The following is a 22,388-nucleotide window of genomic DNA, read 5'->3' as shown; positions in this document are numbered from 1 at the left end:
GCCGCGGGCTGGCTTACGAGGCCCGCGGCACGTCGATGTGAAGCTCCACGCGGCGGTTGGCCGAGCGCCCCGCCACCGTCTCGTTCGGCGCCACCGGCTCCGTCTCGCCCATGCCCAGCACCATCATCTGCTGAGGCTGGACGCCCCGGGAGATCAGCACGCGCTGAACCGCCTCGGCGCGGCGCATCGACAGCGCCTCGTTGTAGGGCCCCTCGCCTCGGCTGTCGGTGTGGCCCTCGATGCGGATCCGGTCCTCCGGGTACTTCACCAGGATGTCTCCAATCCGAGAGACCTGCGCGATGGCGCTCTCCGTGAGCACCGCGCTGTCCGTCTCGAAGAGCAGCTCGCTGCGCAGGTTCAGCAGCAGCCCTTCGTCCGTCCTCCGGGTGTCCGCCACCTGCTCCAGCTCGCGCGCCTGCTTGTCGAGGTAGTTGCCCACGGCCGCGCCCGCCACCGCCCCCACGCCCGCGCCCACCGCCGCGCCCTCGAAGTCCTCGCCCACCATGGCTCCCGCCGCTCCGCCCACGATGGCGCCCGCCGCCGCGCCCGTCGCCGTTCGCTTACCCGGAGTCGCGCAGCCCGTCACTCCCAGCATCAGCGCCGGCACCAGCACTCCCACCGTCTTCCATGCGTTCACGTGAAGCCTCCTTGTGCTCTCCCGTTTGGAAGGGACTTCAAGGGAGCGCATTCACAGGGCCTTTGGGGAGGCTCGGCGCCTTGCTCGCCCCTCGGGGCGCCGGATGACGCTGTGCGCCGTCGCCTGTCCGTGGGCTTGGGGAGCGAGCGAGGGAATAGCCCCCATGCTCCCCTGTTGGGGCGCCCGGTTCCGTTCTGAGTCGACTTCCGAATCGGCCCCGCTAGTCTGCACCCCCACCCATGACACTCCCGTCTGGAGGAATCCGTTGATGCGTAAGCTCTTTTTCGCCAGTGCTGGCGCGGCTGCTCTCGTCTCCGCCGCCTGCGCGACCACCGCCCCGGAGGGCCGCGTGACTGATCAGGAAACCTCGGCCGCTCAAGCGGCCGCGCCCGCCCAGGCGGCGCCGACCGCGCCCGCCCAGCCGCAGAACCCGCTGCTGGCCAAGTGGGTCGGCCCCTACGGCGGCGTGCCCGCGTTCGATCAGGTCAAGGTCGAGCACTTCAAGCCCGCCCTCGAGGCGGCCATGGACAAGGCCCGCCAGGAGATCGCCGCGATCGCCAACAACCCGGCCGCGCCGACCTTCGAGAACACCATCGTCGCCCTGGAGGACACCGGGCGCACCCTCGATGCCGTGGGCACCAGCTACGGCGTCTGGGCCTCGACCATGGCCACCCCCGAGTTCCAGGGCATCGAGCGCGAGATGGCGCCCAAGCTCGCCGCCTTCTCGGATGAAATCACCCAGAACGAGAAGCTCTTCCAGCGCATCGAGGCCGTCTACAACTCGCCCGAGAAGGCCAAGCTCTCCCCCGAGCAGCAGCGCCTGACGTGGCTGCGCTACACCGACTTCGTCCGCTCCGGCGCCAAGCTCGACCCGGCCGCCAAGAAGCTCGTGGTCAACATCAACCAGCGCCTCGCCACGCTCTACACCAACTTCAGCCAGAACGTGCTCGCCGATGAGGAGGGCTACGTCGTCCTCATCGAGAACGAGGCGGACCTGGCCGGCCTGCCCGACTCCGTGCGCGCCGGTGCCGCCGCCGCCGCCGAGGCTCGGGGCCAGAAGGGCAAGTGGGCCATCACCAACACGCGCTCCTCCATGGAGCCGTTCCTCACCTACTCCGCGCGCCGCGACCTGCGCGAGAAGGTGTGGCGCAACTACGTCAACCGTGGCGACAACGGCGACGCGAAGGACAACAACAAGATCATCACCGAGGTGCTCCTGCTGCGCGCCGAGCGCGCCAAGCTCCTGGGCTACCCCACGCACGCGCACTGGCGGCTCGAGCTCACCATGGCCAAGACGCCCGAGCGCGCCATGCAGCTCATGGAGGCGGTGTGGACGCCCGCCGTCGCCCGCGTCCGCGAGGAAGTCGCCGACATGCAGGCGATCGTCAAGAAGGAGGGCGGGAAGTTCAAGATCGCCCCCTGGGACTACCGCTACTACGCCGAGAAGGTCCGCAAGGCGAAGTACGACCTGGACCAGAACGAGGTGAAGCCGTACCTCGAGCTGGAGAACCTGCGCGAGGGCATGTTCTGGGTGGCCGGCGAGCTGTTCAACTTCGCCTTCAGCCCCGTCACCGGCGTGCCCGTCTACCACCCCGATGTGCGCATCTGGGAGGTGAAGGACAAGACCAGCGGCCGCCACATCGGCCTGTGGTACTTCGACCCGTACGCCCGGCCCGGCAAGCGCTCCGGCGCGTGGATGAACGCCTACCGCAACCAGGAGCGCTTCAAGGGTGAAGTCACCACCATCGTCTCCAACAACTCCAACTTCGTGAAGGGCCAGCCCGGTGAGCCGGTCCTCATCAGCTGGGAGGACGCCGAGACGCTGTTCCACGAGTTCGGCCACGCGCTGCACGGCCTGGCCTCCAACGTGACGTACCCCACCGTGTCCGGCACCTCCGTGGCGCGTGACTTCGTGGAGTTCCCCTCGCAGCTCCTGGAGCACTGGCTGCCCACGCCCGAGGTGCTCAACCGCTTCGCGCTGCACTACCAGACGCGCAAGCCGGTGCCGCCAGAGCTGGTGGCGAAGATCGAGAAGGCCTCCACCTTCAACCAGGGCTTCGGCACGGTGGAGTACCTGTCCAGCGCCCTCGTCGACATGAAGCTGCACCTGGCCGGCGAGAAGACGATCGACCCGGATGCGTTCGAGCGCGACACGCTCAAGGCGCTCGGCATGCCGGAGGAGATCGTCATGCGCCACCGCACCCCGCAGTTCGGCCACATCTTCGCGGGCGACGGCTACTCGGCCGGCTACTACAGCTACCTCTGGTCCGACACCCTCACCGCCGATGCCTACGAGGCCTTCACCCAGGGCAAGGGGCCCTACGACAAGTCCGTGGCCGAGCGGCTGCGCAAGAACGTCTTCTCAGTGGGCAACACCATCGACCCGGCCGAGGGCTACCGCGCCTTCCGCGGCAAGGACGCCGGCATCGACGCGCTGATGCGCAAGCGCGGCTTCCCCGTCCCGGGCGCCTCCTCGCCGAAGAAGGCGGCGAAGTAGGCCCGCTGCCGTAGCACACAGCGAGAAGCAGGCAGGCCCCGGCCGGCGCTCGTGAGAGCCCGGAACCGGGGCCTTCCTTTTCAGGGCCGAGGGGACTCGGTGGACGCCGCGGGGGCGGCCGGGCCTCGCTTCCGGGTCAGGAGCGAGCGGCGCGGGCCGCGCAGGGCGAAGTTCAGCAGGAAGGCGCCGGGCAGCAGCATGCCCAGCCCCTGAGTCAGGTTGGAGGGCGGGTGGGCCACCACGCCCAGCACCAGCGCGGCGAACAGCAGCCCACAAATCACTCGGATGACGAGGGAGCTCACGGCGCCAGTCTACTACGCTCCCCCGTCTCCGGTGCCCATGGCGCCTCAGGCCGCCCGGCTGGCGGGCGCGGGCACGGCGGAGATGACGCGCGAGTGCGTCTCCGGCACCGAGAAGCCCGACTCGCGGATGGCCAGGTTGGTGTCGGCGGACACCTGACCGAAGTGGTCATTGTGGCAGCACGGGCGCACCGCCAGCACCGGGCCGGCCAGGGTGAAGTTCTGGATGAAGACGTCCGGCGCCGGCGTCTGCTTCACGTTGGGGATCTGCGCCAGCTTCTCCTGCAGCGTCTTGATGGCCGCGCGGTGGTCGTCGCCATGGGCCAGCTGCGCCTCCAGCAGCACGCGCCGGTGCGGGTTGGCCGAGAAGTTCTGGATGGTGTCGGAGAAGATCTTGTTGTTGCCCACGAAGGTGCGCACGTTGTCGCCCGTGTTGATGGTCGTGGTGAACAGGCCGATCTCCTCGACCGTCCCGCTGACGCCTCCGGCGGTGACGCTGTCACCCACCTTGAAGGGCCGCAGCACCACCATGAAGATGCCCGCCGCGTAGTGCGACAGCATGCCGGACCACGCCGTGCCGATGGCAATGCCCGCCGCCGCCAGCACCGCCGCGAACGAGGTCGTCTCCAGGCCGAAGTAGCCAAGGATGGCCACCACCAGGACGACCTTCAACAACACCCCCAGCGCGCTCTCCACGTAGCGCGCGATGGTCGCATCCAGCTTGCGCGAGTCCATGCCCTTGCGCACCAGCCGCACCGCCATGCCGGCCACCCAGCCGCCGATGATCCACAGCGCCAGGGCGCCCAGGAGCTTCAGGCCGATGCTCGTGCCCTTGGTGATGAGTTCCGTCGTGAGTGCGTTGACATCGAAGTTCATGGGGACTGCTCTCCTGTTCCTGGAGGGCTCCAGGCAGTGTTGGCTGGGCGACCTTTACCTTTCTCTGGCGCATTGCAACAGAGCGGCCAGGCTGCTGGCCCTCTGGCCAGGCAGTTGGAGTTCCCATGGTTTGAGCTCCTTCGACGTGTCAGTGGCTCGGACTGACACGTCAGCGGTGGGGCTGTCGTGTCAGGAGCCGGTGGCCCGGCGGGCCCGCTGCTCTAGCGTGACGAGGGGGAACAATTCGTGAAGCCGGCGCCAGGTTTTCAGCACCCGCTCCAGGAAGCGCTGCCGGCGGAAGCGGTGGGCCACCGTGTAGGCGGCCAGGCGGTTCACCAGGAGGTCTCCGAGCGAGGCGCGGAACCCAAGCTCCCACGCCGCGGGGTCCATCGGGCGCCCGGATTCTCGCTCCAGCGTGGCGCGGTGGAGTTCCAGGTAGTGCTCTACCTCGTCCGTGGAGGTCCGCTCGGTCAGGGTGAAGCAGAGCAGCTCCGCGAGGTCGTGCTGGGGCAGGCCGAGCGTGGCGAGCTCCCAGTCGTAGGCGCAGAGCCGAAGGCCCTCCGCGTCCTGGCGCAGGGCGAGGTTTCGCGGGTTGAAGTCGTTGTGGATGAGCGTTCGGGGGAGGCGCTCCAGGGGCTCCCACCAGCGGCCGAGTTCTTCCACGAGCTGGCGGTGGAGCGCTGGCAGCTCGCCGCCGCCCGCCTGCGCGAAGCACTCGCGGCTGTGGGACTCCAGGGCCCGCCAGAGTTCCCCCGCGCTGACCATGTCCGCAGTGGTGACGGGTGGGGGCAGGGTGAGTCCGGTCCAGTCGTTTGAGCCCAGGCCGATGGCGTGGAGGCTCGCGGCGCCTCGCACCGCTGCCTCGAGGTGGGGGCGACTCCAGGCGCCCTCGGTGTCGGCGCTGTCCAGCAGCTCCAGCGGCTGGAGGTCTTCGAGGACCAGGAGCCAGCGGCGTGCTTCGTCGTCCCGGTGCGCCGCGAGGCAGGCGGGCGCGTGGCGGGTGAAGCGAGGGTCCTTCTGCGCGTAGAGCTCCAGTTCTCGCACGTGGGTGCCGGTGAAGCCCAGCAGTCGGGGGAAGCGCGCGAACGCCTGGCCTAGCTGGGGATGACATTGGTGCGCCACGCGGGTGGCGACGTCGAGGACCTCTTCGTCCGAGGGCTTCACCTTGACCACGACCGGTAGCACGCCGGCCTCGTGCTGGAGCTGGTAGCGGAAGAGGCCCAGGCCCCGGGAGTGCCTCCAGGCGGTCAGCTCCGTGGTGATGCCGTGCTCTCCGAGGCGCTCCATGCGGTGCGCTTCAAGGAGGCGAGCCTTCGCGGAGACCTGTCGCAGCGCGCGTTCGAGCAGCGCGGGCTCGACTCGCGTCCGTGCCTCGTGGCGCTCGCCCTGGCGGTGTCGCGGCACGGCGGGCAGATGCCCCTGCTCTATAAAGGAGGCGAAGTACCGGTCCAGCAGGTGCGCGTCCAGCGGCGGGCAGGGAACGTCCCAGCCGGCCAGCTCCTGGCGCGTCAGCCGGGAGGTGATGCGGTTGCGCCGGCCCGTCTCGTAGAGCTCGGGGAGGGTGAGGCCGCCGGCCTCCTTCCGGCGACGCAGGAAGAACGAGCGCAGGTAATGGAGCGCATGCTCGGGGTGGGCGGCCTCGCGCTGGAGCTGTCGGAGCCACTCGCCGTACGGGGTGAGGTGGACCGGGTAGCCCAGCAGGCTCATCCACAGCACGCACTCGCGCCAGTGTCGTGCCCGTGGCGGCACCGGGTGCAGCACCGCGAAGCCGCTCGGCTCGCGGGAGGCCACCTCGAGAATCATTCGGCTCACGAAGTCGACGGGGCAGCAGTCGAGCTCCCAGTCCATGTCCGGCGCGCTGCCCATCTGCACGCACCCCTTGATGAGCGCGGCGAGGAAGTCGTCGGTGGCGCAGTGGCCCGTGGCGCTGCTGCCGAACAGGAACGGAGGGCGGTAGATGCGCACCGGCAGCCCTCGGTTGGCCGCGGCGCGGGCCAGGTGCTCGGCGACGCACTTGGTCTGGGCATAGCCCAGGTGCAGGCCGGGCAGCTCGGGGAGCATGTCTTCCAGCTCGAGGACCTGCCGGGGGGCGCGCAGGCTGGAGTGGCAGACGAGCTGGGAGGAGACGAAGTGGAACGGCTTCCGGCGGTGGAGCGAAGCCAGCGCCAGCAGCGTGCGCGTGCCCACCACGTTCTGCTCCCGGAGCGCGGAGTAGGGGAAGACCCAGTTGACCGCTGCGGCGGAGTGGATGACGGCGTCCGTCGAGCGCGCCAGTGCGTCGAACAGCGCTTCGTCCAGCCCCAGCAGCGGCAGCCCGAGGTCTCCTTCCACCACGGTCAGGCGTGCCTCGAAGCTGTCTTCCCACAGGCCACGGGCCTGGAGCGCGGCGCGGAGCCTTGCTCGGCTGCTCAGGCCACCGGCGGCGCGGACGAGGCAGTGGACCCGCGCGGAGGTGCGCACCAGCAGGTCTCGGAGGAGCTGGGCCCCGAGAAAGCCTGTTGCTCCGGTGAGGAGCACGTCACGGGGAGGGCCCGAGCGCGGTGGCGCCGCGTCGGCGGGAGCAATCTCCGGGGGGAGCACCGCGTCCGCGAGCATCACTTCCAGTCGGTCGGCGGCGGGTGCCTCGGAGCGCTCTCCGGTCGCCAGCCTCGCGAGCGACTCGAGGTGAGGGTGCTCGAGCAGCTCTTCGAGGCGGAGTTCCCTTCCTGCCTCGCGGGAGACGACTTCGAGCAGCCCCATGAGGCCGAGTGAGTCGAGCCCGGAGCGGGTGAGCGGGAGCTGAGGGTCCACGGAGTCCGCAGGGACTCCGATCTGGAGCGCGACGTACTCCAGGAGCATGGCCAGGACGGGCTCGGCTTCTGGCGCGACCGTGGGACTCGGCGCGGGCTGGGCCGTGACGTCCCGCGCCAGCTCGCTCATGCTGCCCTCCAGGAACGCCTCCCGGCAGGCGAAGCGTTGCAGCTTGCCGCTCGACGTCTTGGGCAGGGTCTTCGGTGGGACGAGGCTCACCGCGTGCAGCGCGATGCCGTGCCGTGCCGCCACCTCGGTACGGATGGCTCGCAGCAGAGAGGGGAGAGACTCGGGCTCCAGGAGCTTTCGTGGTTCCACCTCCGCCAGCACCACCGCGCGCTCCTCGCCGCCGTGCTCGATCGAGAACGCCGCGATGCATCCAGGCCGGAGCGCTGGATGGACCTGCTCCACGGTGCGCTCCAGGTCCTGCGGGTAGTGGTTCTTCCCTCGGAGGATGAGCACGTCCTTGATGCGCCCGGTCACGAACAGCTCGCCTTCCCGCAGGAAGCCCAGGTCGCCGGTGCGCAGGTACGGCCCCGCTCCGTCCGCCAGCCGCGCCCCGAAGGTCCGCGCGGTGGCCTCGGTGTTGTCCCAGTAGCCTTCCGCGACGCTGGGGCCCGCGATCCAGATCTCCCCGACCTGCCGCTCCTCGCGGCGGGTGCGCGTCTGGGGAGCGACGATCAACACCTCCACGCCATGGCGCGACTCTCCGCAGCCGACGAGCGAGGTGGTGGGAGTGTCCGGTGTCAGCGGCTCGATCGCCTCTCCGGCTCGCAGCGTGGCGGCGTCGACGTCCCGGAAAGAGGGCGTGGTTCCCCGGCGAGAACCGGTGACGACCAGGGTGGCCTCGGCCAGCCCGTACACCGGCAGGATGGACTTCCACCGGAGCCCCTGGGGTGTGAAGGTCTGGACGAAGCGCTCCAGTGTCTCGCGGCGCACGGGCTCCGCGCCGTTGTACGCCACGCGCCAGCGGCTCAGGTCCAAGCGCTCGCGCTGCTCAGGAGACACTTTGCGCAGGCAGAGCTCGTAGGCGAAGTTGGGGCCGCCGCTGTTGGTGGCACCGTAGCGGGAGAGCGCCTCGAGCCACCGCGTGGGCCGCTGGAGGAACGCTCCGGGCGGCATGAGGTAGGCCGGATAGCCCCCGAACAGCGGCAGCAGCGTCCCTTCGATGAGCCCCATGTCGTGGTAGACCGGCAGCCACGAGACGGACACGCTGCTCGCGTCGTTCTGTTCGATGGCGTTGCCGTACTCCAGGTTGTGGAGCAGGTTCGCGTGGCTTACCCGCACGCCCTTGGGCGAGGAGGTGGAGCCAGAGGTGTACTGCAGGAACGCGAGCCCCTCGCGCACCGAGGGCGAGAGGCGTCCGGCCTCCTCGCGCGCCACCGCGTCCGTAGCGAGCCACTGGACCTGGGCCAGCTCGGGCGCGCCCGGCAGGAGCGCCTCCGCCATCTCCGTGATGGCCTCCGTGGTGAGTAGCAGGCGCAGCCGGGCGTTCTGGGCAATGCCTCGCAGCCGGGCCAGTCCGCGGTCATCCCCGCTCGGGGCCGGAGGGAACACCGGCACCGCCACGGTGTCGGCGTAGAGGCACCCGAAGAACGCGGCGATGAAGTCCAGGCCCGGAGGGTAGAGCAGCAGCGCGCGTTCACCCGCGCCTCCCAGCGCGTGGATCCGTGCCGCGATGGCGCTCGCCTGTTGGTCGAGCTCGGCGTACGTGAGGCTCTCCGTTTCCGTCTCGCCATCCGCGAGGAAGGTGTAGGCCCGAGCGTCGGGGGTTCGTTCGGCGCGCTGGCGCAGCAGCTCGCCCAGGGTTCGAGGAGGAGGCGTCATAGGTGTGGACTCAGGCGGCGGTGGGGAGGGAGGGCGTGCCTTCGGCGTTCAGGTGAGCGAGGAAGTCGACGTAGCGCTGGCGGACGTGCTCCTTGTTCCGCTCCAGGTCCTCGAGCCGCCAGCCCGTGGTGGGCACCGGGGGCAGCACGTGGACGTGGACGGTGCAGGGGTGCGCGGCCAGCCCCTTGCCGGGGTTTCCCTCGGGGGGAATCTGGATGAAGAGCGGGACGATGGGCGCCTGGATCTCGGTCGCGAGGTGGAAGGTGCCCTTGTTGAAGGGGCCGATCTTCCCCGTGGTGACGCGAGTGCCCTCGGGGCTGAGGAGCACGGAGTCCCCGGTTCGCTGGAGCTTCGCGGTGGCGGCCTGGAAGCAGCGCACCCGCGCTCGGGGCAGGCGCTGGGGCGGGGTGAAGAACGTCCCCACCATCCAGGCGGCGAGGCCGAACGAGGGGAAGACCCACGAGCGCCGCTTCATGAAGTAGCGCGTCCTCGGCAGGCGCAGCGCGAGCAGGATGAACATGTCCAGCGTGGAGGTGTGGTTGAACGTGTAGACACACGGGCCCGTGGTCCGTGGTCCGTGCTCATGGAGGACGAGCGTCACGCCGAACTGCCGCAGGATGGCGCGGGACATCCACGCGCCGAGCACCTCGGCGCAGAAGCGGCGCGCCCGGCCGAAGGTGACTGCTCGCGCCACGAGCATGGCGAGCGCGGTGAGGGTAACGAGCCCCGAGGACACGGCGATGTTCAGGGCCGTGCGGGCTCCGGTCGAGCGAGACATGGGGCCTTTACCGCCTCTCGCAGATGACCGTCTGCATGGCCAGGTTCAGCCGCTTCTCGAGCAGCAGCACGGGGGTGAGCGCGAGCTGCCCGGCGAAGTACGGGTAGATCGCCTTGGACAGGTCGAGCCCCTTGCCCTGGAGGAGTCGGAAGGCCGCGCCCGCGAACAGGTAGAAGTAGGCGGGGAAGGCGCCGTAGGGCAGGTAATCGAGGACCTTGAGGCCGGTGTCCTCCACCAGCCGCAGCAGGCTCTGCTTGTCGTAGAGCGCGGTGTGCTGGGGCGCCTGCAGGCCGGGCCAGCGGTCGCCGTAGAGCTTGAAGGTGACGCTGTCCAGGCGCGGCACCTCGATAACGAGTCGCCCCTCCTTCTTCAGCACGGAGCGCGCCTTGTTCAGCGTCCGCCGTGGGTCGTAGTCGTGCTCCAGGAAGTGCCACATGGTGACGAGGTCGAAGCGCTCGTCCTGGAGGTCCTGCTCGTAGAAGAGGCCATGGCGGAAGTCGACGCCCTCCAGCGAGGGGTGGCCTCGGAGATCCTTGAAGTCCACGCCGCACACGCGGGCGCCGTGGCGCTGGCGCATCCGCTGGAGGAAGGTGCCCACCGCGCATCCCACGTCGAGCACCTCGCTGCCCGTGCCGAGCTTCACGTAGCGGCTGACGATCCGGTCCTTGTCTCGGTCGTGCTTGCCCATGACGTGCTCGTACAGCGGTGTGAGCACGCCCCAGTCGGTCTTCTTGCGGTGGGCGATGTACTCGTCGTCGTAGTAGTCGGAGATGCGCTCCACGACGATGCGCGGGTGTTGGTACACCAACCCGCACGCCTCGCAGCGCACGAAGCGGAAGGTGCCGGGCTTGCCGGTGAGGTCGTCCTGCGCGGTGATGAAGTCCGTGCGGGACTCGCTGCCACAGCAGTAACAGGCGACGGGCTCGAAGAGGGAAGGGGCGGGGGGCTCCAGGGGACGGACGGCGGCGGTCATGGACGGCTCCTCAGGGTGAAGCTCAGGGTCTGCAGGAAGGAGAGGGCGAAGACGGCATCCGCGAGCGGGCCTACGCCCTCCCGCCCGAGGCTTCGCTGGTAGAGGGCCATGAGCAGCCCGGGCGCGCCGAGACTCAGGGCGAGCTGAGCGCCCCAGAGCACGCTGGGGGCAGGGGAACTCAGGCACAGCGCCACCGATGCGGCCCACAGGGTGAGCATCTCGGCTCGCAGCAGTCTCGGCATGCCAGGGCTGCTCAGGAGCCTGCGGTCGTGGAGCAGCTCGTGGACGCAGAAGCAGAGGTAGACAAGGCTCGGCACCAGCGGGGGGAGCGTTCCTTCTCCCGAGGCCGCGTGGAGGATCGCTACCAGCGCGGGGTACTTGAGGAGCACGCCATGGGCCGTGAGCGCTCCGTGTGGCAGGCGGGGCGCCAGCCACCGGTACCAGCAGAGTGCTGCCCCGCACAGCGCCGCGTATCCGAGGAGCGCGGGAATGGAGGCCAGGAGCAGCGCGGTGTTGAACGCCACGGTGATGCCCAGCAGGGCCAGGAACGGCGTGCGCGAGCGGGCCTGACAGAGGACGCGGTCAGGGTGCTCGCGGCGATCCTCGGGAAGGCTCTCGAGGTCATCCCAGAGCCGGAACTGGAGCACAAGCCCCAGTGCGAGCAGCACGCTCCGGGCCAGTCCCGGCGGCTCCCAGGTGCTGGAGCCCGCATGCCCCGCCGTCGCCAGGAACATGGCCAGCGGAAGGAAGCGCGAGAGCGGGTAGCGCTCGCGCAGGTAGGCGAGGGCCTCAGTCGAGCGCGCGGACATGGCCCAGGTCTCCGTCCACCGAGAGCGTCTGGCCCTGGCGGATGCGCTGCGTGGCGTCCTTCACCCCCACGACGGAGGGCAGGCCGAACTCCCGCGCGAGGATGGAGCCGTGCGACAGCATGCCGCCGCGCTCCATCACCAGGCCCTTGATGAGGAAGAACACGGGGGCCCACCCTGGGTCCGTCTGGCGCGTGACGAGGATGTCGCCCGCGGTGAGCAGGTGGGAGTCCGAGAGGTCTCGCATCACCGTGCCACGCGCGGTGACCGTGCCCCCGCAGGTGCCTGTCCCCGTGAGCGGCCCGCCGTCTTGGGCGGCGTCCTCGAAAGGATCGCTGAGGGCTTCCGTGAGTGCCTCGCCCTCCCGCAAGGTGAAGGTGTCCGGCGGGTTCAGCCGGCTGAGCTCCTCGTGGTGTGCGCGCCGCAGCGCCACCAGCGCCGCCGTGCCTCCCGCGAACATCGCCGTTCCCGACAGCAGCGCGTCGATCTCCGGATAGGTCAGGAAGAAGATGTCGTCCGTCGCGCGCAGGTGTCCCTGTTTCACCAGTCGCTCCCCGATGGCGAGGGCGATCCGGCGCAGCCGCGTGTAGAGCAGGGCCTGCTTCATCCGCGCGCGCTCACGGAAGCCCACCGCCTGCTGAGTCCAGCGCAGGAGGTGCTCGAACAGTCGAGCCCGGTCGGTGAACGGGACGAAGCCTCCCCAGCGTCGCCGACCCAGCTCTTGGCGGATCCGCGCGGTGATGGCCTCGCGCTCCGCGGTCTGGGTGCTCAGGCGCTCGGCCGGGGAGGGCCCTTCGAGCCCCACATAGCCCTTGAGGATCTCCAGCAGCCCAGTCGGGTCCTCCTGGAAGCTGGGCTGGGTGAGCATCAGCTCGCCGGAGCCTCGGAAGCCGAAGCGCTCCAAGAAGTCATCGAGCGCCGCGTTGAACTCCGGGAAGGCGCCCGCGCGTACCCGTTGCAGCAGCTCGCTGCCCGTGCAGGTCGAGAACAGCGTGCGCAGCTCAGGGCTCTGGCGGACCCGCCGCGACAAGGCCCACAGCGCGTCAATGGGCGCGCTGCTCGCCAGGTCCGAGAGGCCCTTGAGCAGGGTGTTGTGCAGGGCGGCCTGCTCGGGAGCGGGGAACTCGTGGCGCAGGAACTGCTGAAGCCCTCCGTAGCAGACCATCGCGGCAGCGTCCGCCAGCGAGGCGTGAGTCCAGCGGTTGAAGCGGATGTCCAGGAAGCCCCGCAGGTCCTCGCGCAGCTCGGAGAGCGGCTTGTCGGCGAGCCGCTTCGGGTGAGCCCGGGCACAGAACGTGTCCACGGTGCGCTCGAACTCCTGGAGCCGCTGCTCCATCGAGAGGTAGAGCCGGCCCGTCTTGAAGACGATGACTCCCAGCTCCAGCGCGCGGGAGAGCTGAGACTCACGGGCCTTGTCCGCGGGTGCATCCGGAGCCGCTGGCGCGCCCACGAACTGGTCGAAGTACCGGGCAAGCAGCTCGCCATAGGGCGCCGCCCGCAGGACCGCGTGGATGTTCGTCAGGTTGTAGTAGAGCCGCGCGCCGTGCGCTCCGATGAGGTGGCGCAGCGGGGACTCCATCCGCTCGAGTCGCCGTGAGGAGAGTCCAAACGCTCGGGCAAGGTTGCGGAAGTAGCAACGGTAGCCCTCGGCCGCCACCGAGTAGAGCAGCGGCGTCACCGGGCCTGGGAAGTTCTCGCTGATGTTCGCGTTGGACCAGAGCGCTCCCGGAGCCTCCTCGGAGGGAGGTGGCTTCTTCTCCCCAAGTGGCGCGGTGATGGGCCGGGCCTGGACGAAGTAGAGGTGCCCGTCGCCGTCGATCGTCCACTCGATGTCCTGAGGGCCTCCGAACTTCTCCTCCAGAAGCAGCCCCTGCCGGCCGAGCTGGGCCACGCGCTCCGTGTCGAGCAGTTCCGCCGCGCCGTCTTCCTCCTGCTCCGGCGTGGCGAGGAGGCGCCAGCGGTAGTCTCCGCGCGAGATGGTGAAGCTGCCCGGGTTGAGCCGACCGGAGACGAGCGCCTCGCCCTGGCCGTAGCAGTACTCGGCGAGCATCTCTTCTCCGAGAGCCCCCGCGGGCCCTCGGGTGAAGAGGACCCCCGCGACTCGCGAGGGGATGAGCCGCTGGACCACCACGCCCATTCCCCGCAGGGGGACTCCGCGCGAGAGCTGGTACGAGAGCGAGCGTCGGGACCAGTACGAGGCCCAGCACGCGGCGAGCGCACGTTCCAGCTCTTCGGGGGTGCGCACGTGCAGGTGCGAGTCGAGCTGTCCCGCGAAGGAGGCCTCCTGCGAGTCCTCGCCCACGGCGGAGCTGCGGACGATGAGCTCCTCGCCCTCCAGCCAGCGTGAGCGCCAGGCCGCGAGCTGCTCCCGGAAGGATGCGGGGAGCGGGGCCGTGAGGACGAGTTCCTGGATGCGCTGCGAGGCGGCCTCCAGGGCGGGCAGGTCTTCGCGCCGCAGCCCTGCATGGAGTCCACGGATGTACTCGCCCAGCCCGTCTTGGGAGAGGAAGCCCTGGAAGGCGGCGTTGGTGACGATGAAGCCCTCGGGCACCGGAATGGAGAGCCGTTGCATCCTCCCGAGCGAGTGAGCCTTGCCGCCCACCTCCTCGACCTGCTCGGCCTCCTCGAAGCGACGAAAGAGCGCGCTCACGCGGGCCTCGCTTTCACCCCGAGGGCATACAGCGCGACGTTGAAGAGCCAGTGGATGGCGGGGCCCACGGCCAGCACGAAGAGCCAGACCCGCCAACTCACGGGGACCAGCAGGCTCAAGGCCAGGAGCATCCCCACGATGGAATCGAGCCGATCGACGGCGAAGCCGAGCCACCGTCCCCAGGGACTCGTCGGCGCCGAGCCCGGAGCGATACCGAGCTGCCGCTTCATGAAGGAGTTGGGCAGCTCACCGAGCATGAACCCCAGCGCCGCGCTCCCTCCGAGCAGGGCGTACTGGAGCGGCGTCAGCGGCCACAGTCCCTCGCTCAGGCCCGGCAGCGCGCGAGCGGCGGTTGCCAGCAGCGCGAAGGCCACCATCGCCGCGGGCACCATCACCACGAAGCCCTTCCACGTCTTGTTCGCGCCGAGCAGGCGGCGGCCTCGCAAGGTGCGCCCGCCATCCAGTGGGAGCGCGAACCGCGCGGAGCGCGGGCTCTTGAACCACCACGTCTGTGCCGCGCCCGCGAGGATGAATGCGGAGATGAGGAAGAGCGCGCAGCGCAGCGGATCCAACGTGCTGGGGTCCGCGCTGCCTGTCCAGGTCCACGACATGGTCCCTCTCGTGCAAGGAATTGCGCGGATGCGTTCGTGCATCCGATTCGCGGAGGAGTCCCATGCAGGTTGAATGCCGTCCCCCGAGTCCTCGCGAGGTGATGCATCTGCGGCCGAGTGATGCCGCCGGCGCTGGAATCGTCCTGGGCTTCTCGGCGGTGACGGCGCTCGCGCTCTGGCTCTCAGCCCAGCCGGGAGTGGCTTTGTGGCTCGTGGGGCAGGTGTTGCTGTCCGTGGCGCTGGTTCAATGGTTCGTCCTGCTGCACGAGGCGGGACACCGCACGCTCTTCCAGACGCGACGCCTGCATGCCGTGGTGGGGCGAGTGGCCAGCGTGTTCTGTGCAATCCCTTTCACGGTGTGGACTGCCGTGCATGGTCAGCATCACAAGTGGACGGGTTGGCAGGACAGGGATCCGACCACCGCTGGGCTCGTTCCGAGACCGCTAGCGCCCATGGAGAGAGCGCTCATCAACACCTGCTGGCGCTGGTGGATCCCTCTGTTCTCGGTGCTCTACCGGGTGAGCAACTTCTGGCACATGCGCAGGCTGTGGCGGATGTTCCCCGAGCGCAGACATCGGCTCGCTTTCGCGCTGGATGCGGCGGGGCTGGTGTTCCTCTATGGAGGCGTGGTGGCCTGGCTCGGTCCCGTGCAGCTCTTACGCTTGTTGGGGCTGGGGTTGCTGCTGAGCCTCGTTTTCCTGGACGTCATCCTGCTCAGCCAGCACACGCATATTCCGATGAAGCGCAGCGGAGGCGAAGAGGTGCGGCCTTTCGCTGCGGCGGAGCAGGGCGTCTTCACCCGCTCACTCCGATTCCCCTCGTGGTTCTCGGTGGGCGTGCTGCTCCAATTCGATGCGCACGAGCTTCACCACCTGTACCCCGCGGTGCCTGGGTACCTCTTGCGACGCATTCCCTATCAACCCGCGAATGAGATGCCGTGGTGGAACTGGGCCCTCCGTGCCCGGCGCATGCCCGCCGAGCGCTTCATGTTCCAGAACCGGCACGACACCGGCGAGAACCTCTAAGGTTGCTTGTTCGGCAGGCGACCGAGCGTAGGACGCTGGGACGATTGGTGGGGGCGTGTCGTAGGGCGCAGTATGCGCAGCCACGAAAGCCGACGTCTCAATCAAACCTACCTGGAGGGGGTATGGCTCATTGCGTCGTGTTGAGATCCTTTTGCCTTTTTGCACTCTGCGGAAGCCTCGGCTGCGCTGCGTCTCGCCCATCTCTGGCGGATGAGCTTGCCAACAAGTTCGACCAGCGCATCAGTGAACTCGAGGCCAAGAACAGAGAACTGGAGCAGCAAGTCGATCAGCTGAAGGTCGATTCAAACGAGAAGGATCAGAAGATCTCCAATCTTCAGGAGACCCTGTCCGTCATCTCGACAGAGAGCAAAGCCCCAGCGACGCAAACTGGTTCGAGTGGCGGCTGATCCCAACAAGCTCGACGTGATGAGTTTTTGATATCACCAAGCAACGCGCGTCGCTCAGAACGCCACGGGGAGCTGTTCCAGGCCGTGGAGGAGGATGCCGGTGCGCCAGCGCAGCGTGGCCGGATCCACCGCGAAGCGCAGCTGGGGCAGGCGCTCCAGCAGCAAGGGAATGGCGAGCACCGCCTCCACCTTCGCCAGCGGTCCTCCCAGGCAGAAGTGGACGCCCGCCCCGAAGGCGATGTGCCGGTTGGGTGTGCGGGTGATGTCGAACCGCTCCGGCTCCGGGAACTGCTCGGCGTCGTTGTCCGCTGACAGCAGCGAGGCCACCACCATCTCCTGGGCCGGGATGAGCTGCCCGCCGAACTCCGTCTCCTGCAACGGGAAGCGGGTGGTGGTGTTCTTCACCGGGCCCCGGTAGCGCAGCATCTCGTCCACCGCGGAGTCGATGAGCCACGGGTTGGTACGCAGCAGCTCCTTCTGCTCCGGGTGACGCAGCAGCGCCCAGACGCCATTGCCCAGCAGGTGCGCCGTCGTCTCGTAGCCCGCGATGAGCAGCAGGAACACCATGCTCATCAGCTCCGCTCCCGAGAGCTGGTCGCCTTGCTCCTCGGCGGCGATCAGCGCGCTCGTCAGGTCCTCCCGAGGATGAGCCCGGCGCCGGGCCAGGAACTCCTGCAGGTACCCCTGGAACTCGCGCGCCATGCGCCGCAGCGGCTCGAAGTCGCCGCCCACCGGCGGGGTGAAGAGGATGTTCACCCACTCGCGAAAGCGGCCATGGTCCTCGCTCGGTATCCCCAGCAGCTCGGCGATCACCGTCACCGGCAGGGGCATCGCGAACGCCTCGAGCAGATCCACGCTGCCCTTGTCCTGCATGCCGTCCAGCAGTCGGTTCACGATGGTGGTGATGCGCGGACGCAAGTCATCCACCCGGCGCGGCGTGAACGCCTTGGCCACCAGCGAGCGCAGGCGGGTGTGCGCCGGCGGATCCGCGTTGATCATGTGCTGGTCGAGGTGACTCAGCTCATTGACGCGGAAGTACAGGCGCCGCGTCTGCGCCGAGAGCTTGTCCTTGTCCTTGATGAAGCGTGGGTCGCGAAGGAACTCCACCGCTTCCTTGTACCGGGTGACGAACCACACCGGTGCGCCCTGGTGCGGGTTGAACAGACGGATGACGGGCGCCTCTCGACGCATCCGCGCGAGGATGGGCAGCGGATCGATTCGAGCCTCCTCCGACCACAGGTCGAAGCGAGGGGCCGACGTGCTCACGGTTTCCTCCGGGACGAGGTAGCGCCCACTGCAACGGGCACACTATAGCCAGAGCCCTCCCACCAACAGGAGGTGACAGGTGTGTCCGTTCCCTTGGAAACCTCAGTTGGGTAACGCCAGCGATCAGAACTGGTTCTCGCGCGCCTGCTCGAAGGGCACGCGGTGCTGCATGTACAGCGTGTCCAGCATGTGGTTGCTGATCGGGTTGAGATTGCCGTCCGTGAAGCGATGCACCACCGCGCCCTTGCCCGCGTCCTTGGCGAAGGCCAGCGGGTCCACGCTGCCGCCCAGCCCCGTGAGCGTCGGCACCGCGTCGGCGTTGTTGATGTAATGCACGTACTGCGGCCCATCCGGGTAGTGCGTGGAGGCCGCACCGAACGTCTCCACCTTCAGGCGGCTCATCGTCTGCTCCACCTGGGCCTGGGACAGCCCGTCCTCGATGCGCAGCCGCTTCGCCACGTCATCCAGCGCGCGCGCCGTAATCAGCCCGCCCTGGCTGTAGCCCATCAGGTGTACCGAGCGCCCCGCCTTCAGCTCCGAGTAGAGCGTGTCGGCCAGCGTGTCCACCGCCGGGTTGCTGCCCTTGTCCAGCTTGTCTCCCACGCACTGCGCCAGGTCCGCCACCAGCCCCTGCGTGGAGTTGTGGATGCCGATGACCTTCGCCCCCGAGGTGTCCGCGATGGACTGCATCTCGCCGAGCTGGCCCTCCAGCGGCGTCATGATGCCGTTGACGTAGAGGATCGTCTCCGAGGGGTTCGGGTTGTTCTTCGGGGTGACGCCCGGAATCATGCCCAGCGGCGTGCCGGGAGCGAACGTCTGCCCCTGCGTGCCCACCAGCTGCCCGTCGTGCATCCGGTCCGGCTTGGCGCTGCCGTTGCCGAACAGCCGCTGCAGCTCGCGCAGGTGCGATGACTCGAACACGTCCGCGCCCATCTTCACGAAGCGGGGCAGGTCCTCCAGCCCCTGCTTGGCCAGGTCCACCACCTTCTCCAGCGGGTTCAGAGACGCCTTCTCGACGCTCTGGCGCGCTTGGGGGCTCACCTGGCTGACCAGGTTGCGGCTGCGATCAATGGGGGCCATGGAGGTCTCCTGCGGGTTCCGAAAGGTACTGCGATGACGGATTATCCCACAAGGTGGGCAGAAGTTGCGTGGCCGGTTGATTTTTGAGTCAAGGAGCGGGCGGGCCCCGGCTCAGCGGGTCCCAGACATAGGTCTCGGTGGGGATGAGCTGCATGTTCGTCAGCCCATGCCGCTGGACGAACGCGGTGAAGCGCTCGGAGACGACGATGCACCCCGGGAGGCCACGGGGCATGAACACGTCCTCACCCTGCCAGGTGCCCGGCTCCAGGGTGAAACCATGGATGGCGTCCAGCCCTGTGCAGCGGCACTCGGAGCAGGTGATGGGCTCCGAGCGTCGGATGTGGCTGTGCGCCTCGTCCACGGCAGCTCGGCCAAAGCCGAAGGTGGCGACCACATAAGGGGGGGCGGCAAGGGTTCTGGAACTCTTGCGCTTCCTCCGCACGCGGATCATCTCCACAGGGTGGAAGCCGAAGAGCCCTGTCAGCCCTTCTGTTCGGAAGGTCTCGGCCATGCGCTCGGAGAGCAGCATGTTGTCGCCAGGGAACTTCACGAAGTCACCGGCGGCCTCGCCATACAATTCCAGAGTGCCCCGGTAGGGAGGCAGCCAAGGCCTCAGGCCGATGACGTCGCCGCACTGTGGACAACGGGCGGCATCTCCTGTGTTGACGGGGTCGGCCGTGTCGAACTGAGTGTCGAACCGCCCGAACATGTCACCCTCGAGCAGGTAGAAGCGTGGGGTGAGCGGCCTGTCAGAAGCCACGGGGAAACCTCGCGAGCATCTCCGGCCGGTTGTAGATCTCCCGTAGGTATGCCTCGAACTCCTTCGGAGTGGCCTTGCGGTTACGTGCAAGCCAAGCAATGACCTCCGCGTCCAGCTTGCGGTGCCAGTCCTGGTAGCCGCAGTGTGCTTCCTCATCCACGGCCTGGGTCTGGAAGCGGGGATCGCGCGGCCGATACACCCCGCGAAGGGTTTCATGTCTCTCCAGCGCCTTGGCGATGGGCTTGGAGATGACATGGTGGTTCTGCCCCTCGCAGTCCGGGGGCTCGGGTGAATCGGAGGAAGCCTGGGACTCGGTGTCTTTGGCGGTCTGCCGGCGGGCCTGTTCGAGCTTCACCGCCAGTAGGGCCGCCTTCTCCAGCTCATCCGCCAGCCGAGGGTCGGTCACCCGCACGGCCGCGCAGGCGCTGAGCTGGCCCTGCTTGCAGTGGCACACCGTCGTGGGTTCGTTGCTCGCGCAGGGAACCTGCGTCACCCAGAGCATCAACAGCAGTGAGAGCACGCGCGTCACGCTACCACGGTGACGCCGTCGCTCATGACGCGGTGGGCCATGCGTCCGAGGCTCGGCGAGCAGCGAGGCGGGGGGTGGCCTCCGTCAAGGCTCTTCGACCAGGCGTAGCCTCACAGGTTGTTTGCGTCACGATCTCCTGACGGGGTATTCAATCTGCTCTGGCCCATAAGGGGTGAGCATGAGCATCCTCATCAAGAACGGTCGCATCGTCACTGCTGTCGATGACTACGTCGCGGATGTCTTCATCGAGGGCGAGAAGGTCACCCTCATCGGCAAGGACCTCAAGGTCCAGGCCGACAAGGTCATCGACGCCAAGGACCGATTGGTCCTCCCCGGCGGCATCGACCCGCATACCCACTTCGACATGCCCTTCGGCGGCACCACCTCCGCCGATGACTTCGCCAGCGGCACCAAGGCCGCCGCCTTCGGTGGCACCACCACCGTCATCGACTTCGCCATCCAGTCCAAGGGCGAGTCCACCCTCAAGGGGCTCGACGCCTGGCACGACAAGGCCAGCGGCAAGGCCACCATCGACTACGCCTTCCATATGATCATCACCGACATGCCCGACGAGCGGCTGCCGGAGATGCGCAAGCTGGCCGATGAGGGCGTCACCTCCTACAAGCTCTTCATGGCCTACCCCGGCGTCCTCTACGTGGACGACGGCACGCTCTACCGGACCTTCCGCCAGGCCGGAGACAACGGCACCCGCATCTGCATGCATGCCGAGAACGGCATCGTCATCGACGAGATCATCAAGGCCGCCGTCAAGGACGGGAAGACCTCGCCCAAGTACCACGCGCTCACCCGCCCCACCCGCATGGAGGCCGAGGGTGTCCACCGCGCCATCAGCATCGCCGAGGTGGCCAAGGTTCCCCTCTACATCGTCCACCTCTCCAGCTCCGACGCGCTCGAGCAGGTGAAGATGGGCCGCGCCCGCGGCGTGGACGTCATCGCCGAGACGTGCCCCCAGTACCTCTTCCTCGACCAGAGCTACTACGAGCGCGAGGGCTTCGAGGGCGCCAAGTGGGTGATGACGCCCGCGCTGCGCGAGAAGTGGAACCAGGACGAGCTGTGGCAGGGCCTGAAGTTCCGCGACCTGGAGACCATCGCCACCGACCACTGCCCCTTCTGCTTCAAGGACCAGAAGGAGATGGGCAAGGACTCCTTCACCAAGATTCCCAACGGCGCCCCCGGCGTCGAGAACCGGATGAGCCTCGTCTACAACGGCGGCGTGGTGTCCGGGCGAATCAGCCTCAACCGCTTCGTGGAGCTCACCTCCACCGCCGCCGCCAAGGCCTTCGGCCTCTTCCCCAAGAAGGGAACCATCGCCGTGGGCTCCGACGCGGACATCGTCATCTTCGATCCGAACCGCAAGGAGACCATCAGCGTGAACAACCCCCACACGCACCACATGCGCGTGGATTACAGCGCCTACGAGGGCTTCGAGGTGCAGGGCTTCACGGAGACGGTGCTCTCGCGCGGCCGCGTCATCATCGAGAAGAACGAGCTGAAGACCGAGCGTGGCGGCCAGTTCATCAAGCGCGCCCTGTGCGGCTCGCTGCTGCGCTGAAGCTCCAGTCGGGCAACCCCTTCCACCCCATCGCTTCGCCCCGAGGTTCTCATGGCACGTAAGGTCATCGGCGGGCTCATCCAGATGTCCAACCCCATCAACGACCCGTCGGCCTCCGTGCAGACGATCCGCGATGCGATGTTCGAGAAGCACCTGCCCTTCATCGAGGAAGCGGGCAAGCGCGGCACGCAGATCCTCTGTCTCCAGGAGGTCTTCAACGGGCCCTACTTCTGTCCCTCGCAGGACTCGAAGTGGTGTGACCTCGCGGAGCCCATCCCCGGCAGCACCACCGTGGAGCGCCTGTCCGCCTACGCCAAGAAGTACCAGATGGCGATGGTCATCCCCATCTACGAGCGCGAGATGGCGGGCGTCTACTACAACACCGCCGCCGTGGTGGACGCCGACGGCACCTACCTGGGCAAGTACCGCAAGAACCACATCCCGCAGACCAACGGCTTCTGGGAGAAGTACTTCTTCAAGCCGGGCAACCTCGGCTACCCCACCTTCCAGACGCGCTACGCCAAGATTGGCGTCTACATCTGCTACGACCGGCACTTCCCGGAAGGGGCGCGCCTCTTGGGCCTGAATGGGGCGGAGATCGTCTTCAACCCCTCGGCCACGGTGGCGGGCCTGTCCCAGTACCTGTGGAAGCTGGAGCAGCCGGCGCACGCGGTGGCCAACGGCTACTTCATCGCTGCCAGCAACCGCGTGGGCACCGAGGCTCCGTGGAACATCGGCAGGTTCTACGGCACCAGCTACTTCTGTGATCCGCGCGGCACCATGCTCGCCGTGGGCAGCGAGGACAAGGACGAGCTCGTCACCGCCGAGATGAACCTCGACCTCATCGAGGAGGTCCGCCGCACCTGGCAGTTCTTCCGCGACCGCCGGCCGGACACCTACGACAACATGGTCAAGCAGCTGCCGTAGCACCACCGCAGCGGGGCAACACACCAACCAAGCGCAGCGACCGCGAGAGCACCTCGCGGTGATGGGAGTGGAATGAG

The 22,388-nt window shown here is 68.2% G+C and carries 18 protein-coding genes; 5 read left to right on the top strand and 13 right to left on the bottom strand.

Going from position 1 to position 22,388, the window contains the following annotated elements:
- Positions 1-13 precede the first annotated feature (13 nt).
- A complete protein-coding gene (locus SYV04_RS12485) occupies positions 14-637 on the bottom strand; it encodes a YiaD family glycine zipper/OmpA-like lipoprotein (protein ID WP_321545948.1) in 624 nt (207 codons plus the stop codon).
- A gap of 268 nt (positions 638-905) precedes the next feature.
- On the opposite strand from SYV04_RS12485, the gene SYV04_RS12480 reads away from it, so the two are divergent.
- Entirely contained in the window at positions 906-3,134 is a 2,229-nt protein-coding gene (locus SYV04_RS12480; RefSeq protein WP_321545947.1) for a M3 family metallopeptidase, read from the top strand.
- An 80-nt stretch (positions 3,135-3,214) separates the two neighbouring features.
- Here the strand turns inward: SYV04_RS12480 and SYV04_RS12475 are convergent, their stop codons facing one another.
- From SYV04_RS12475 to SYV04_RS12440, 8 genes are all read right to left on the bottom strand, one after another.
- Positions 3,215-3,436, bottom strand: coding sequence for a hypothetical protein (locus tag SYV04_RS12475; protein ID WP_321545946.1), 222 nt, complete (start codon positions 3,434-3,436; stop codon positions 3,215-3,217).
- 45 nt (positions 3,437-3,481) lie between these two features.
- Entirely contained in the window at positions 3,482-4,309 is an 828-nt protein-coding gene (locus SYV04_RS12470) for a mechanosensitive ion channel family protein (RefSeq protein ID WP_321545945.1), read from the bottom strand.
- Positions 4,310-4,498: 189 nt separating this feature from the next.
- On the bottom strand, positions 4,499-8,926 hold the full coding sequence (locus SYV04_RS12465) for a thioester reductase domain-containing protein (RefSeq protein ID WP_321545944.1): 4,428 nt from the start codon (positions 8,924-8,926) through the stop codon (positions 4,499-4,501).
- 10 nt (positions 8,927-8,936) lie between these two features.
- Positions 8,937-9,704: a lysophospholipid acyltransferase family protein gene (locus SYV04_RS12460; RefSeq protein WP_321545943.1), complete on the bottom strand. Its 768-nt coding sequence runs from the start codon at positions 9,702-9,704 to the stop codon at positions 8,937-8,939.
- 7 nt (positions 9,705-9,711) lie between these two features.
- Entirely contained in the window at positions 9,712-10,677 is a 966-nt protein-coding gene (locus tag SYV04_RS12455; RefSeq protein WP_321545942.1) for a class I SAM-dependent methyltransferase, read from the bottom strand.
- Positions 10,674-11,486: a hypothetical protein gene (locus SYV04_RS12450; protein WP_321545941.1), complete on the bottom strand. Its 813-nt coding sequence runs from the start codon at positions 11,484-11,486 to the stop codon at positions 10,674-10,676. Before SYV04_RS12450 ends, SYV04_RS12455 begins: the two co-directional genes overlap by 4 nt.
- Positions 11,467-14,133, bottom strand: coding sequence for a PEP/pyruvate-binding domain-containing protein (locus SYV04_RS12445; protein ID WP_321545940.1), 2,667 nt, complete (start codon positions 14,131-14,133; stop codon positions 11,467-11,469). Before SYV04_RS12445 ends, SYV04_RS12450 begins: the two co-directional genes overlap by 20 nt.
- Positions 14,130-14,744, bottom strand: a complete 615-nt coding sequence (locus SYV04_RS12440; RefSeq protein ID WP_321545939.1) for a CDP-archaeol synthase — start codon at positions 14,742-14,744, stop codon at positions 14,130-14,132. Before SYV04_RS12440 ends, SYV04_RS12445 begins: the two co-directional genes overlap by 4 nt.
- 62 nt (positions 14,745-14,806) lie before the next feature.
- On the opposite strand from SYV04_RS12440, the gene SYV04_RS12435 reads away from it, so the two are divergent.
- Together SYV04_RS12435 and SYV04_RS12430 are read left to right on the top strand one after the other, a co-directional pair.
- Positions 14,807-15,769: a fatty acid desaturase family protein gene (locus SYV04_RS12435; RefSeq protein WP_321545938.1), complete on the top strand. Its 963-nt coding sequence runs from the start codon at positions 14,807-14,809 to the stop codon at positions 15,767-15,769.
- Between the two features lie 122 nt (positions 15,770-15,891).
- Positions 15,892-16,176, top strand: a complete 285-nt coding sequence (locus SYV04_RS12430) for a hypothetical protein (protein ID WP_321545937.1) — start codon at positions 15,892-15,894, stop codon at positions 16,174-16,176.
- Between the two features lie 54 nt (positions 16,177-16,230).
- On the opposite strand, the gene SYV04_RS12425 is transcribed toward SYV04_RS12430, so the two are convergent.
- The 4 genes from SYV04_RS12425 to SYV04_RS12410 all read right to left on the bottom strand — a co-directional run bounded on the left by SYV04_RS12425 (position 16,231) and on the right by SYV04_RS12410 (position 19,811).
- On the bottom strand, positions 16,231-17,442 hold the full coding sequence (locus tag SYV04_RS12425) for a cytochrome P450 family protein (protein ID WP_321545936.1): 1,212 nt from the start codon (positions 17,440-17,442) through the stop codon (positions 16,231-16,233).
- Between the two features lie 123 nt (positions 17,443-17,565).
- Complete coding sequence (locus SYV04_RS12420; RefSeq protein ID WP_321545935.1) at positions 17,566-18,522, bottom strand: hypothetical protein; 957 nt, start codon at positions 18,520-18,522, stop codon at positions 17,566-17,568.
- 88 nt (positions 18,523-18,610) lie between these two features.
- Positions 18,611-19,282 (bottom strand): hypothetical protein, encoded by a 672-nt coding sequence (locus tag SYV04_RS12415; protein ID WP_321545934.1) that lies wholly within the window; start codon positions 19,280-19,282, stop codon positions 18,611-18,613.
- Positions 19,272-19,811: a Wall-associated protein precursor gene (locus SYV04_RS12410; RefSeq protein WP_321545933.1), complete on the bottom strand. Its 540-nt coding sequence runs from the start codon at positions 19,809-19,811 to the stop codon at positions 19,272-19,274. Before SYV04_RS12410 ends, SYV04_RS12415 begins: the two co-directional genes overlap by 11 nt.
- 178 nt (positions 19,812-19,989) lie before the next feature.
- On the opposite strand from SYV04_RS12410, the gene hydA reads away from it, so the two are divergent.
- Positions 19,990-21,384: a dihydropyrimidinase gene (gene hydA, locus SYV04_RS12405; protein WP_321545932.1), complete on the top strand. Its 1,395-nt coding sequence runs from the start codon at positions 19,990-19,992 to the stop codon at positions 21,382-21,384.
- Positions 21,385-21,435: 51 nt separating this feature from the next.
- Positions 21,436-22,311 (top strand): nitrilase-related carbon-nitrogen hydrolase, encoded by an 876-nt coding sequence (locus tag SYV04_RS12400; RefSeq protein WP_321545931.1) that lies wholly within the window; start codon positions 21,436-21,438, stop codon positions 22,309-22,311.
- Positions 22,312-22,388 lie beyond the last annotated feature (77 nt).

Origin of the sequence: Hyalangium ruber, assembly GCF_034259325.1 — a bacterium.
Classification (GTDB): domain Bacteria; phylum Myxococcota; class Myxococcia; order Myxococcales; family Myxococcaceae; genus Hyalangium_A; species Hyalangium_A rubrum.
This window is presented reverse-complemented; position numbering and strand designations above follow the sequence as displayed.

Excerpts from the sequence above, each read along its gene's own strand:
- SYV04_RS12480 (WP_321545947.1), top strand. The coding sequence starts at position 906 with ATGCGTAAGCTCTTTTTCGCCAGTGCTGGCGCGGCTGCTCTCGTCTCC.
- SYV04_RS12470 (WP_321545945.1), bottom strand. The coding sequence starts at position 4,309 with ATGAACTTCGATGTCAACGCACTCACGACGGAACTCATCACCAAGGGC.
- SYV04_RS12465 (WP_321545944.1), bottom strand. The coding sequence starts at position 8,926 with ATGACGCCTCCTCCTCGAACCCTGGGCGAGCTGCTGCGCCAGCGCGCC.
- SYV04_RS12460 (WP_321545943.1), bottom strand. The coding sequence starts at position 9,704 with ATGTCTCGCTCGACCGGAGCCCGCACGGCCCTGAACATCGCCGTGTCC.
- SYV04_RS12455 (WP_321545942.1), bottom strand. The coding sequence starts at position 10,677 with ATGACCGCCGCCGTCCGTCCCCTGGAGCCCCCCGCCCCTTCCCTCTTC.
- SYV04_RS12450 (WP_321545941.1), bottom strand. The coding sequence starts at position 11,486 with ATGTCCGCGCGCTCGACTGAGGCCCTCGCCTACCTGCGCGAGCGCTAC.
- SYV04_RS12440 (WP_321545939.1), bottom strand. The coding sequence starts at position 14,744 with ATGTCGTGGACCTGGACAGGCAGCGCGGACCCCAGCACGTTGGATCCG.
- SYV04_RS12435 (WP_321545938.1), top strand. The coding sequence starts at position 14,807 with ATGCAGGTTGAATGCCGTCCCCCGAGTCCTCGCGAGGTGATGCATCTG.
- SYV04_RS12430 (WP_321545937.1), top strand. The coding sequence starts at position 15,892 with ATGGCTCATTGCGTCGTGTTGAGATCCTTTTGCCTTTTTGCACTCTGC.
- SYV04_RS12420 (WP_321545935.1), bottom strand. The coding sequence starts at position 18,522 with ATGGCCCCCATTGATCGCAGCCGCAACCTGGTCAGCCAGGTGAGCCCC.
- hydA (WP_321545932.1), top strand. The coding sequence starts at position 19,990 with ATGAGCATCCTCATCAAGAACGGTCGCATCGTCACTGCTGTCGATGAC.
- SYV04_RS12400 (WP_321545931.1), top strand. The coding sequence starts at position 21,436 with ATGGCACGTAAGGTCATCGGCGGGCTCATCCAGATGTCCAACCCCATC.